We start from the raw sequence: 12,838 nt of genomic DNA on the forward strand, positions 1-12,838 counted from the left end.
GTTTAAGGTTGCTCCAGTTGCAGACGTTCCACTTTCACCATGCCGGATTGTTCGGTAGGAAGCACATCGAGATACACCACTTCGATACCCTGTTCGAGCCGCAATTTCAGTAGCCAACTGAGTAGCTGGTTAAAGGGGAGATCGTCTATCCACAACTGTAGTGATCGCTCTTGCGGTTGCATACGGATCACTTTTAACCCGTTTTGACTGGCACTTAAACTGACTTGTTGCGACAGACTTTGGCTACTACTACCCGCTGGGCTGGTTTTGCCCTGTTGCTGTTGCCAGCTGCGGATGCTGTCCGCCGAGGTTTGTATCTGGGTCAGCAGTTGCTGGTTTTGGCGCAAGCGCAGCGCTTGTTGGGCAATGTTTTGATTTAGAGGTTGCCATATCCCCCAGAAAAAAATACCCAGCAACAAACAGAGCATGCCTGCTTGTAATAGGCGTTTCTCACGTAAGGAGAGCTGTTTCCACCATATCGGCATTAGGGTTTCTCCTTGATAGTGAGCGTACCGACGACTTGACCGGCTTCACGCGATAACTGGCCCTGTTCGACCGAAAACTGGTTACTGAGTGCCGAGCGCAGTTGCTCAAGCTGGGCAAAATCGGCCGCTTTGGCCTGAATGCGTAATGTTTGACGGTCGCGATCGTATTTCATACCCATAAAACGCACTGAGGTTGCGGTATTGGCTTGTTGCTCTTTTGTCACGGTTTCGGCCACTTTACGCAGGCGCGGAATGAGCCCCTGCATCACCGGTTGGCCGCGCATCTGGCGCAAAACGCCGTTGAGCTGTGCACGTAAATTCACCAGCCGCTTTTGCTGCGGGAACAACACCCGATAGGCGTTTTCCGCCTGCAACTGGGCCAGATCGGCCTGACGGGTCAGTTGCCACAGGTGCACACCGCGATCGATAAACACCAAACTGAGCAACACGCAGGCGGCAATAGCCACCGGTTTCCAGCGCTGCCACTGCTGCTGATAGGCGTGCTTCGGGGCAAAATCCCCGGTCAGTAAGTTGGCTTTTTGTGTCACGCCTGCCTGTTGAGCGCCTTGCGCCAACAGTTCCAACGCCGTTTGGCCGTGGGTGGGTGTGGTCACTTCCCACGCCAGTGGCAAGGTGGCCGCTAACGGCAAGAGGGCGTTTGGCAACGGGTTTAGACTCTGTACGTGCAGCCGATGGTCAGAGCCCGTGCTTTTTGCTGTTACCGCAAGCGCAGGTGCTTCTTCTACTTCAGCTATTTCAGCCTTATTTTGGGCCTGATGACTGAGCGCGCTAAACAGTGGCAGTAGCAGGGCCTCTTCGGCAGTAAAACCCAGCCACGGCTGCTGCCTAACCAGCCAGTCATCATGCAGTTGTAATGCGCTGATGGCATGAGTATGCAGCGGAAGTGCCAGCCAGTCGGGCAGCAGACGCTGGGCTTTCAGCCCTGCTGCCGACAGCCACGCCAGCCACTGCTCAATTTTTTTCCGCTGGATAACGGCAACATGCGCATAACTTCCGCTGCGATGCAGCAGGGCAAAGTGCAGATCATCAATATCTTCGGCCAGCTCATCTTCCAACAGTACCGGCAGTAAGTTTTCAGCCTGCTTGGCCGCACCTTTTGGTAGGGTACAGGCGCGAACACTGACCTGATGGCCAGGCACCAGTACCCAAAGTGGGTGCTGATGATAATCACTGAGCTGACTAAGCGCGTCTGTGCCAGTCAGTTCGCCACCAACAAGCTGTTTTTGTTGTTCTTTTGACCACAACAGCCAACTGACATTGCCTGTCGCCTCTGCGGGTAACCGAATAATGAGGACACCGTTCACTCAACTTCTCCTAACTGATGCCGCAGAACATAAAATGAGGACTCTTTTTTACCTTTTGCCAACCCGCTGCGCAGAGTGAGTTCTACCCGCCCTATCTGAGTGCGTGAGGTCAGCAGAAAATAGTGGCTGTTGACCGTCAGCATCGGCGTAACGGCCTGTTTAACTTTATCCTCTAATCCTGCAATTTCAGGCGCATTGAGGAAGGTTTGTACGTCAATCCAGCCATCTCGCGGGCGATCACTGATCAATCGTTGTGCTTGTTCGAGTGAAAGGTAGGGTGTAAACAGTGCTTGCAGCAACAGGGCTTTATCTTCGGTCAGCGTGTTGACGTTGACCTCCAGTTTTTTCTCGGGCAACGCGCACAGATACGGGGCGAGAGCCTGATATGTTGCGGCATCGATGCCGTTCACCGCCCGCAGTTCGCTGACATCGGCCAGCAATGTGTTTGGTGCAAGATACGGAACGGGTAAGCCAAGATAGTGGCTGTCTTCCACGCCGTATTGGGTTTCCACGGTGCTGTTGCTGTCAATAAACTCCCACAGACTGTCGGTGATCACTTCGGCCTGATAGCTGTCAATTGGCTTGTCATCAATTGTGATACCGCCGAGCAGAGCTAAAAACTGTTTTGCCAGCAGCGGCCGCTCAATGCTACCTTCCTGATGTTTTAAACCCGCCATGGCATTGAGATTAAAGCAAGACTGCATGTCGGTTAATTCGGTGGTGATGCTGCCCAGATCAAGCGGAAAAGTCTGCTTTCCAATTGCCCATGGCTGCCCTAAATGAACCCGTTTCTCATCACTTAATGAGGCATTTAATACGCTGATGGCCAGAGCTTCACTGCTCATGGCGTACCAGTAAGCCTGCGTGTAGAGCTGCTGGTTTTCGGCCCGCCGGATCTGCTGCTGCAAACGTACTGTCAGCTGACTGGCCAGCACGGTTAAAATTACCAGTAACATCAGCACCACAACCAGTGCCATACCGGAACGAGGGCGAGTTAGCATTCGGCGAGAGGCCAAAAAGGGAAGAGATCGCATCAGTTGCTGCCCTCTTCGTTATTTTGATCCGGTTGTGCGCTAATACCACTGCCAAGCAGCCAGATTCGCTCAATATCTCCGCGACCGGTCAGCGTTAATGTTAGGCGCATGGCTTGTGGCAGAGTGCTAGCTTCTGTCCAGCCATCTTGCCAACGCTCGCCGTTATAAAAGGCGAATTTCATATTTTCGACATCATTCAAAACCGTACGCACGGTTGGCTCGGTACGGCTCGGGGCATCAACCACCGGCCAAACTAGACGTTGAAGCTGCCGATCTTTTACCCGATATCCAACCCGTAATAGTTGGCTTCTAGGCAACTGCATTTGCGGGTTAACCAGCCCGCCACGTACCACTCGAATACCCATACTGTCAGAACCGAGCAAGCCATTTCCAACCAGCAGCGCCGGTTCAGGGTCGGCAAAGTCACTGCGCACTTGTCTGGCAAGCATCTGCCCCAAATCGCGCTGTAAATATTGCATGCTTTTTTGCAGCTCAATCAGACGGGCGCTATTTTCCCGGCTAATCACATCGGTGCGCCACACGCCGTCAACAACCTGATAAGCACTCATGGTCAAAAAGGCAAAAATGGCGATCGCGACCAATAACTCAAGCAGAGTAAAACCGGATGAGACTCTCATACGCCGCATCATGGGTTCTCTGCCGCACGATCATCACGACTAAAATAGCTGCGCAGTACTGCCGAGGTAGGTGACATGCTAGCCTGCGGGCTGACACTCAGATCAATAGCCTGCAATAGCGGGGTTTCGGTTTTCACCGGTTTACTGCGCCAATACCACATCTGGCCGCCGAGTTCGGTTTGGCCGCGCTGTTCTCGCACTCTTTCGGCTGCGGGCATTAACGCCAGCAACGCTTGCTGATTTTCAGCCACCCAACCGGCAAACAATTTCTCTTCCAGCAGGCTTAAACTGCGAATATGGCCACTGGCTGCCTGCATCACGGCCAAAGCGGCCACCGCAAAAACGGCCAGCGCCACCAGTACTTCCAACAGTGTAAAACCGCGCTTCATTTGCGGCCCTGCTCAGACGGTTCCATTATTTGTAACTCTCCGCTCTCTTCGCCCTCAACAACCCACTGTGAATTATTGTCCGCAGCAAGTTCAGCGGTTTTAAAGCGCAGGGTAAAGGGCAGAGAGTCACCGCCGGCATCGAGCCAAATTTGTGGCGGCTGCTGCTTGTCTTTATCCTGCCCATCATTAAGGGAGGTGCTTTCATCATGCAGGCTCAAGCGCGTACGGCTCAGCTCCAGATCGCTCTCTTGCGTATTTTGCCAGCGGTACTGGCCCAGCGTCAGATCAAGCGTCAGGCCCTGCGGCAGCGTCACTGCGGTGGTAAATTTTTGATCGCGCAGTGGCTGCCACTCTCCCTGTTCTAATTGCATCAATTGATAACCGTTTTTTTCAATACGAATACCGTATAAGCGACCGCCCAGTGTGGCCTCCTCTTGCACCAGCTGCGCCAGTGCCAGAAAGCGCTGCGCCTCCTCTTTGGCCTGATCTTGTTTACTGTCTGGTAGCATCATCATTACGCCACTACCGGTCAGGCCAATCAAAAAGATCACCAGCATCATCTCAAGCAGAGTAAAGCCACGGCGAATCACTATTTTTGGTACTCGTTGATGTTCCAGTTACCGATATCCACCGCACTGCCTTCACCGCCCTCTTGGCCATCAGAGCCTAATGAGTAGATATCGGTGCTGCCTTTTTCGCCCGGGCTAAGATACTGATACTCGTTGCCCCACGGATCTTGTGGCAGACGTTTGATATAGCCACCCTCACGGTAATTACGCGGCTCAGGTGTACCCGATGGTTTGCTAACCAGTGCCTGTAAACCCTGTTCGGTAGTCGGGTAGACGCTGTTATCAAGCTTGTACATATCCAAACTATTCTCCAGCGCGACAATATCGCTGACAACTTTTTGCTGATCGGCTTTCTCTTTGTTTCCCAGCAAATTAGGCACAACCAGACTGGCCAAAATGCCGAGAATAACAATCACCACCATCACTTCAAGCAAGGTAAAACCCTGCTTGGGGGATGTGTGCTGACGGCAAGAAACACGGTTTTTGGGCATAATTTTAATATCTGACATAGTTTAACTCCTGAAAATAGTACGCCGATCACCGGCCTGCGGTTTACATACCGACCATATTGTTAAGCTGCAGCATCGGCTGCAAAATAGAGATCACGATAAACAAAACAATGCCGGCCATACTGACAATCAGCACCGGTTCAAACACACCTAATGCAAGGCTGACTAAAGATTCAAACTCTCGGTCTTGGTTATCTGCAGCCCGTGTCAGCATCTGTTCAAGCTCGCCACTGCGCTCACCAGAGGCGATCATATGCAGCATCATCGGAGGGAACAGTTTGCTTTCATCCAGTGCGGCACGCAGGCTAGTACCTTCACGCACACGCTCTGATGCAGCAATCACCTGCTGCTCAACATAGCGGTTAGACGCGACACTGGCGGCAATTTGCATGCCCTCAAGCAAAGGCACGCTGCTGGATGACAAAATACTGAGCGTCCGGGCAAAACGGGCGGTATTGAGCCCACGGCTGACTTTGCCCACCAAAGGTACGCGTAAAATTCGCTGATCCCAGCGCAAGCGAACTGCCGGCCGCTGTAACAGCCGTTGCCACAACACCGAAATCACCACAAGGGCTATCACGATAAAAAGCCCGTATGCACGAACGCCATCACTGAGGATAATCAGTATCTGGGTCGAGGTGGGCAGTGCCTGCCCTAAATGCTCAAACTGTGAAACCACTTTCGGCACGACCGAGGCCAACAAAATACCGATAACCCCGATTGCAACCACGGTAAGTACCAGTGGATAGAGCATCGCTTGCAGCATTTTGCCTTTCATATGCTGGCGCTGTTCGGTGTAGTCGGCCAGCCGGTTCAGGACCGCATCCAGATGACCTGATTTTTCACCGGCCGCCACCATGGCGCAAAACAGCTCATCAAACACTTTATGGTGCGCGCGCAGGCTGTCGGCCAGCGTATAGCCTTCGAGTACCCGTGAGCGCACCGCAAACATCAGTGTTTTCAGGTGCGGTTTTTCGCACTGTTCACCCACGGCGCGTAAACACTCTTCGAGCGGCATCGAGGCCTGAACCAGCGTGGCTAATTGGCGAGTTATCAGGGCAAGATCGGCGGCACTCGCGCCACGCTGCCAACGTGGGGAAGCGGTTTTCACGCCATCAGAATCAACGGTTTGACGTGATGTGCTTTCGGCTAGCTCGGTTGGTAACAAGCCTTTATCGCGCAACATCTGGCGGGCCTGCCGTGCGGAATCAGCTTCTATCACCCCTTTTTCAGTTTTGCCACTGGCGCTCAGGGCGCGGTATTGATAGGCCGCCATTATCCCTCCCGCGTCACGCGCAACACTTCTTCAAGTGTTGTGATCCCAGCTAAGACTTTGCTCATGCCATTATCACGAATACTTGGGCTGTGCAGACGCGCGTAACGCTCGATCTGCTGCTCTCCAGCATCACTGTGGATCATTTCACGCACTGACTCATCAACAACCAGCAATTCATGGATCCCCGTACGCCCCCGATAGCCTTTCTGATTACACTTCGGGCAACCTTCGGCATGATAAAGCGTGACTGGATTGGTGTGGCTCACGCCGAGCGCTTTGCGCTCCTCATCGGTGGCTTCTGCCGGACGGCGACACTCAGTACATAAGGTGCGTACCAACCGCTGGGCCAGTACGCCTAACAAGCTTGAGGAGATCAAAAATGGCTCAATCCCCATATCGCGCAAACGGGTTACTGCACCCACTGCGGTATTGGTGTGTAGCGTCGAAAGTACTAGGTGGCCGGTTAATGAGGCTTGTACGGCAATTTGCGCGGTCTCTAGATCGCGGATTTCACCGATCATCACCACATCAGGGTCTTGACGCAAAATGGCGCGTAGCCCGCGGGCAAAGGTCATATCTACTTTGCTATTAACCTGCGTCTGCCCAATACCCTCAAGGGTGTACTCAATCGGGTCTTCCACTGTCAGGATGTTACGCTCTTGGCTGTTAAGCTCCTGTAAACCAGCGTATAAGGTGGTACTTTTTCCTGAACCCGTTGGGCCTGTCACCAGTAAAATACCGTGTGGTTTGAAAATCAGTGAGCGAAAAATGGCGCTCATTTGCGGCTGCATACCGAGATGGCTAAGGGTCAAACGCGCCTGATTTTTATCCAGCAAACGCAGTACTACCCGCTCACCGTGGTTCGACGGCATAGTCGAAACCCGAACATCCACCGCCCGACCGCCGAGTAACAGGGCAATACGGCCATCCTGTGGAATGCGCTTTTCAGCAATATCCAGCCGTGCCATAACTTTAATCCGCGAAACCAGCAGGGTGGCCAATTTACGGCTCGGGCGCAGTACTTCACGCAGTACGCCGTCAATCCGAAAACGGATCACCAGCACTTTTTCGAACGTTTCAATATGAATATCAGATGCGCCCTCTTTGATCGCCTCACCGAGCATGGCGTTGATCAACTTGATGATCGGAGCATCATCCTCGCTTTCGAGCAGATCTTCAGTCTGCGGTAGCTCTTCTGCTAGCGTGTAAAAATCGCCATCGGCGCTGATGTCTTCCATTAGCTGGCGCGCCTCGCTCGAATCACGCTGATAAGATTGGGTCAGCCGCTGCTCAAACTCAGCAGGGTCAAGCGCTTGCAAACGAAATATGCTACCAATCACCCGCCGCAGCTCAAGCAGCACTTCAAGGCTCAGCGGTTGTGCATGGTAGACACACACACGCTGAGCAGCATCAGAGAGCCCTTGCCCCTCTGATGCTGACACAGCCGTGGCCAAATCCGCGCGTTGAGGCTCGGATTCGGTATCGAGGATCACCCCGAAGCGGCGAGCAAAACTGAACGGCAAGCGGCGTGATGGCAGTTCAGCGGCCTGCTCACTCATGCCTTGATCCCCCGAGCATTCAGGAATGCTCGCACTTCTGCCGGCAGGTCTGCATCTTTACCGTATTCGGGTAAAATCGGCAGCGGTGTTTGCGGCATCAAGCTCATGCCTTTATCGTCACGATAGAGTTGCTCGGCACGAATATAGTTATATTTACGCTGGGAAACGCCATCGGCCGCCATGCCATCACGCAGGATAGTTGGGCGGATAAAGATCATCAGATTGCGCTTCTCTTTCTTGTTCGAGGTTGATTTAAACAGATGTCCTAAAATCGGAATATCGCCCAGTAACGGTACTTTCGCGACACTTTCACCGCTTTGATCATCAATCAAACCGCCCAGTACGATCAAATCGCCGTCATCGGCCAGCACGGTGGTTTTTAGCTTACGTTCGGCAAACACCACATCAAGGTTGGTTTGGCCTTCCACTTTTGAGACTTCTTGTTCAATGGTCAGCTGAACGGCATTCCCTTCGTTGATCTGCGGAGTCACTTTCAGCATGGTGCCGACTTTTTTACGCTCAACGGTATTAAACGGGTTTTTATTGTCTGAGCCGGTGGTTGAGCCGGTAAGCACCGGTACATCTTGCCCGACCATAAATGAGGCTTCTTGGTTATCGAGCGTGGTGATACTTGGGGTTGAGAGCACGTTTGAGTTTGAGTCAGTTTTAACAGCCTGCACTAAAGCGGCCCAATCGCCTTTAACTATACCCACCGCTGCGCCGCTGTAACTGCTTAACAGCTGGGTTAACGCTGAGATATCACCGGGCTTATCCGGGTTAATGGTGGTTGAGCCGTTATCATTGATAATGGTTGAACCCTGTTCGGGTCTGGCCTGATACAGCGCGCCGGCTAACGAGCCAATCGGGATCTGATTACCGTTGGCAAATTGCACTAAACCGGCATTCTTTGACCCCCACTGCACACCAAAATTGACGTTATTACCTTCGGCTATCTCTACAATCAGTGCTTCGACATGCACCTGTGCACGGCGGACATCCAGCTGGGAAATTACGCTTTGCAAAGACTGCATAATGTCTTGCGGAGCGGTGACCACCAGCGCATTGGTATTTTTATTCGCCGCGATAGAGACTAGCGCATTACCACCCGAACCCGCAGCTGCCTGCCCCTTCTGGGCATCTTTACTGGCTTTTAGTGTGCCGCTGACCTGATTAAGCACTTCCACCAAATCTTCGGCTTTACTGTATTTGAGATAAAACACCCGGCTGTTGCCAGTATTTTCAATTTCAGAATCAAGTTGCCGTACCAAGCGTTTGAGGCTTTCACGTACCGCCGGATCACCGCTGATCACAATGCTGTTAGTTCGCTCATCAGCAACCACTTGTGATTTTAAGGTAGCTGGCTGGTTCTGATCATTGGCTTTGTTCAGGCTATCAACCACCCGCACCATCTCTGAAGCAGATGCGTTACGCAAGGCGACCACTTCTGAGGCTTTGTTACCGGTTAAATCAACCCGATGAATAACCTCCGCCAAGCGGTTAACCACCGAGGCACGCCCAGTCAGCATGATTACATTCGACGGGTCATAGTTGACCACGTTGCCCGAACCTGCGCTGTCAATCAGCTGGCGCAATAATGGCGCAAGTTCCCGTACTGAAACATTACGCACCGGAACAACACGAGTGACCATTTCATCACCTTCAAAGCCCCCCGTACCATTACTGACAACCGGCAACGGCTCTGTTTTTGCATCACGTGATTTGACCACTTTGAGCACGCCGTTATCCATTGGGATTGCCGAATACCCGTTGGCCTGCAACACATTCAAAAACAGCTGGTAATATTGACGCTCGGTTAACAGCTCGGTACTGCGAACGTTAATGCGCCCTTGTATTGATGGGTCGGTAATGATGGTTTTATTTAAATTTCGACCGACCGTATCAATAAAGGTATTGAGATCAGTATCTTTGAAATTTGCCGAAAACTCGTTTGCCCAAGCCACCCCTTGTACCATCAGTAAAGAGGCGACCATTAGCGCTTTTAATGTGGGTTTTACCCGCTTACAGGCAAACCTGAACCGAGCTGAAGATTCGGGTGCGATGTTATTAATCATGGTTTGCCCTTGTATTACGCAAATATCCATCAAATTTAAGGCGTGATCAGAATGTCGTAGCGCATTCCTGCACGCTGTACGGTTAGGGTGATGCTTGGGACCGTCGCCAACTGTTGCATCACTTGCAGCGCTTGCTTATCGTCGGTTAAATCCAGCCCGTTAAGTGCCACTGCAATGTCTTGATCTTTTAAACCAAACGAATCAAACAGACTACGATTAGCCCCCGGTGAAACCCGGTAGCCGACTAATGTTTTCTCTTTACGCACTGGGCTTAAGCGAATGTAGTTCAGAACTTTTTGCGGATCTTGTGCGATTAAAGCGCGTACTTCCGCCAAATCAGCTTTCACGACAGAGCCTTCGGCAACCTCACTGTCAGCGGCGGGTGTATCGGCGACCGAAGCCTCTTGCGCTGGCGTATTGGCAGGCGGGCTGTTGCTGGCAGCGGGTGCTATCAGATTCCCACGTGCTAGGGAAGCAGAAGGCTCGGAAGCGGCCGGCTCACCCGGTAAACGTAAAACCTCATGCTGACCAGCGTTATCGAGCAACACTTGTAAAGGTTCAACCGCCAGCAGAGTGACATTTGAACCATCAATTTTTTCCCCCAGCATATAGCTTTGCTGTTTGCCCTGCGCCTCGATCACCGCAGCACTGCGTGTGGAATCTTGGCTTGGTGCTACCCCGCGCAACACAAAGTTGAGCTTGGTGGGCATAATCACTTTATTGATCGGCTCAGGCGCTGATTTTACGGGGGATAGTGAACCAAACCACTGTTGCTGAAAAACAATGCCAAGATCGGCTTCTGTCAATGAGTTGGCAGAGGGTACGGTTGCCTTTACCCGCGCAATCGGCGGTAGTAATGAAGGCTCAGGAGCTGGCAAGATTAACCAGACCAATTGGCCTATGCTCCATGCACAGGCCAGCCACAAGGCGCGTTGCAGCCAGCGTGCGCAACGTTCTTGCCATTGTGTTTGAGTGCATTGATGCAGCACTGCCAAAAATCGGGCAAACAAAACCACCGTTATTTCCCTATATTCTTAACCCGAAAACATGCTTGGGCCATCATAACTATGCAACGAATAATTAACATCACTGATCGTATTATTTTATTACTTTTATAGGCAGCACTCAGGCTAAACAGCAAGCCGACTGCAAAAGATAATCAGCCATCATTTAATAATGACATAATGGCATAAGACAACAGGGTGACAGATTACTGCAATAGTATGTAATAAATCATTACCCACTGAAATACGTTACAACTTATTTTTTGAATATTTCAATTAAAATCACACAAAAATCACTTGATAAGAAAACTAATTTAGCGTATCTGAAAATAGCATTTCTCAGCAAGATGCCACTTAATTGCTTTCACTATTTTCCACATATTCCCACTACGCCATATGCAATTTGTGCCCTTATTCACAACAGTAGGCTTCCAACCAGAGAAGTGAGATACTTTTCTCATATATAGTGAGTTATAGCAGGGTAGCCAATGCGCGGAAAAAGCCGCCTTGAAAAAGGCACGTTACTGCAAGGGGCTGATAGCCTCCCGGCAATACGGTTAGATAAATGGCTCTGGGCAGCACGCTTTTATAAAACGCGGGCTCTGGCACGTGAAATGGTGGAAGGCGGTAAAGTTCACTATAACGGTCAGCGCAGTAAGCCGAGTAAACTTATTGAACTCGGTGCAACCCTGACTTTGCGGCAAGGAAATGACACGCGTACCGTGATTATCTTGCTGGTTGCAGAACAGCGCCGCAGTGCGGTTGAAGCACAATTGATGTATCAAGAGACCGCAGAGAGCATTCAGCAGCGTGAGCAAGTCAGCCTGGCGCGTAAAATGAATGCGTTATCGATGCCGCATCCTGACCGGCGGCCGGATAAAAAAGAGCGCCGCGATCTGCTCCGTTTTAAATATAACGATGCCGAGTAACCGCTCGCCATCAAAAACGCTAATCGAGAGAACGTTATGCACAATCATGATCATACCTCCCCAAGCTTAAACACACACGACCAACTGCATCGCTATCTGTTTGATAAAGTGTCGGTGCGTGGTGAGATGGTGCGTCTAGCTGAGACTTATCAGCAGATGCTGAATAATCACGACTACCCGTTGCCGGTACAACGGCTGCTCGGTGAGATGCTCGTTGCCACCAGTTTGTTAACCGCAACCTTGAAGTTTGAAGGCACAATCACCGTGCAACTGCAAGGGGATGGCCCACTGCGCTTAGCGGTTATTAACGGCGATCATCAACAAAAACTACGTGGCGTAGCCCGTGTTCAGGGTGATATCAGCGATGAAATGACGCTACGCCAGATGATAGGTCAAGGGCATTTAGTGATAACCATCACCCCGAATCAGGGTGAGCGTTATCAGGGTATTGTTGGGCTAGAAGGCGAAACATTAGCTGAATGCTTAGAAGGCTATTTTGCTCAGTCTGAACAGTTACCAACCCGCCTGTTTTTGTTGACCGGCACCCATCAAGATCAGCCGGTTGCCGGCGGCTTCCTGCTGCAAGTGCTGCCCGATGAGCACGCTAATGGCGATGAGTTCGAGCATTTAAGCCAGCTGACATCCACCATGACCGCCGATGAGATGTTCGGGCTAGAGGCCGAAGAGGTGCTGTATCGCTTGTATCATCAAGAAGAGGTGACCATCTATCCGGCCCAAGCGGTCTGTTTTAGCTGTACCTGTTCACGTGAACGCTCTGGCGCAGCAATTTTGACTGTAGATCCGTTAGAAATAGAGCAGATTCTGTCGGAAAGCGGTGAAATTGATATGCATTGTGACTACTGCCAAGCCCATTACCGATTCGATGCGATAGATATTCAGGCACTTCGAAACGGATCACACACAAATTCATCAAATCAGCTACACTGATCACAAGGCGGGAACATTCCCGCCATTTCTTTGTGTTTCCCTTAAAAATAATAACCAAAGTTTGATGATGCTCGCTGTATCGATTAGGCACATCATTAGTA

The 12,838-nt window shown here is 51.4% G+C and carries 13 protein-coding genes; 2 read left to right on the top strand and 11 right to left on the bottom strand.

Going from position 1 to position 12,838, the window contains the following annotated elements:
* Positions 1 to 2: 2 nt before the first annotated feature.
* The 11 genes from AC1HDJ_RS01200 to gspC form a co-directional block, all read right to left on the bottom strand.
* Positions 3 to 485 (bottom strand): type II secretion system protein M, encoded by a 483-nt coding sequence (locus tag AC1HDJ_RS01200; protein WP_479536575.1) that lies wholly within the window; start codon positions 483 to 485, stop codon positions 3 to 5.
* Positions 485 to 1,810 (bottom strand): type II secretion system protein GspL, encoded by a 1,326-nt coding sequence (gspL, locus tag AC1HDJ_RS01205; protein WP_479536577.1) that lies wholly within the window; start codon positions 1,808 to 1,810, stop codon positions 485 to 487. The genes AC1HDJ_RS01200 and gspL overlap by 1 nt, the downstream gene beginning before the upstream one ends.
* Positions 1,807 to 2,844, bottom strand: a complete 1,038-nt coding sequence (gene gspK / locus AC1HDJ_RS01210; RefSeq protein ID WP_479536579.1) for a type II secretion system minor pseudopilin GspK — start codon at positions 2,842 to 2,844, stop codon at positions 1,807 to 1,809. The genes gspL and gspK overlap by 4 nt, the downstream gene beginning before the upstream one ends.
* Positions 2,844 to 3,494 carry a type II secretion system minor pseudopilin GspJ gene (gspJ, locus tag AC1HDJ_RS01215; RefSeq protein ID WP_479536581.1) on the bottom strand — a complete coding sequence of 217 codons (651 nt, stop codon included), beginning with the start codon at positions 3,492 to 3,494 and terminating at the stop codon, positions 2,844 to 2,846. Before gspJ ends, gspK begins: the two co-directional genes overlap by 1 nt.
* Positions 3,491 to 3,871, bottom strand: coding sequence for a type II secretion system minor pseudopilin GspI (gspI, locus tag AC1HDJ_RS01220; protein ID WP_479536583.1), 381 nt, complete (start codon positions 3,869 to 3,871; stop codon positions 3,491 to 3,493). The genes gspJ and gspI overlap by 4 nt, the downstream gene beginning before the upstream one ends.
* Positions 3,868 to 4,461 (bottom strand): type II secretion system minor pseudopilin GspH, encoded by a 594-nt coding sequence (gene gspH, locus AC1HDJ_RS01225; protein ID WP_479536585.1) that lies wholly within the window; start codon positions 4,459 to 4,461, stop codon positions 3,868 to 3,870. Before gspH ends, gspI begins: the two co-directional genes overlap by 4 nt.
* On the bottom strand, positions 4,461 to 4,931 hold the full coding sequence (gspG, locus tag AC1HDJ_RS01230) for a type II secretion system major pseudopilin GspG (protein ID WP_479537186.1): 471 nt from the start codon (positions 4,929 to 4,931) through the stop codon (positions 4,461 to 4,463). Before gspG ends, gspH begins: the two co-directional genes overlap by 1 nt.
* A gap of 61 nt (positions 4,932 to 4,992) precedes the next feature.
* The gene (gene gspF, locus AC1HDJ_RS01235) at positions 4,993 to 6,225 is read right to left on the bottom strand and encodes a type II secretion system inner membrane protein GspF (protein WP_479536588.1); all 1,233 of its coding nucleotides are present in this window, start codon (positions 6,223 to 6,225) and stop codon (positions 4,993 to 4,995) included.
* Positions 6,225 to 7,784, bottom strand: coding sequence for a type II secretion system ATPase GspE (gene gspE, locus AC1HDJ_RS01240; RefSeq protein WP_479536590.1), 1,560 nt, complete (start codon positions 7,782 to 7,784; stop codon positions 6,225 to 6,227). Before gspE ends, gspF begins: the two co-directional genes overlap by 1 nt.
* Positions 7,781 to 9,856 carry a type II secretion system secretin GspD gene (gspD, locus tag AC1HDJ_RS01245; protein ID WP_479536592.1) on the bottom strand — a complete coding sequence of 692 codons (2,076 nt, stop codon included), beginning with the start codon at positions 9,854 to 9,856 and terminating at the stop codon, positions 7,781 to 7,783. The genes gspE and gspD overlap by 4 nt, the downstream gene beginning before the upstream one ends.
* Positions 9,857 to 9,891: 35 nt before the next feature.
* Positions 9,892 to 10,872 (bottom strand): type II secretion system protein GspC, encoded by a 981-nt coding sequence (gspC, locus tag AC1HDJ_RS01250; protein WP_479536594.1) that lies wholly within the window; start codon positions 10,870 to 10,872, stop codon positions 9,892 to 9,894.
* 476 nt (positions 10,873 to 11,348) lie between these two features.
* Between gspC and hslR the strand changes: the two genes are divergently transcribed.
* Positions 11,349 to 11,789: a ribosome-associated heat shock protein Hsp15 gene (gene hslR / locus AC1HDJ_RS01255; RefSeq protein ID WP_479536596.1), complete on the top strand. Its 441-nt coding sequence runs from the start codon at positions 11,349 to 11,351 to the stop codon at positions 11,787 to 11,789.
* Positions 11,790 to 11,825: 36 nt separating this feature from the next.
* Entirely contained in the window at positions 11,826 to 12,737 is a 912-nt protein-coding gene (hslO, locus tag AC1HDJ_RS01260; RefSeq protein WP_479536598.1) for an Hsp33 family molecular chaperone HslO, read from the top strand.
* Positions 12,738 to 12,838 lie beyond the last annotated feature (101 nt).

Source organism: Plesiomonas sp. ISS29, assembly GCF_056522795.1.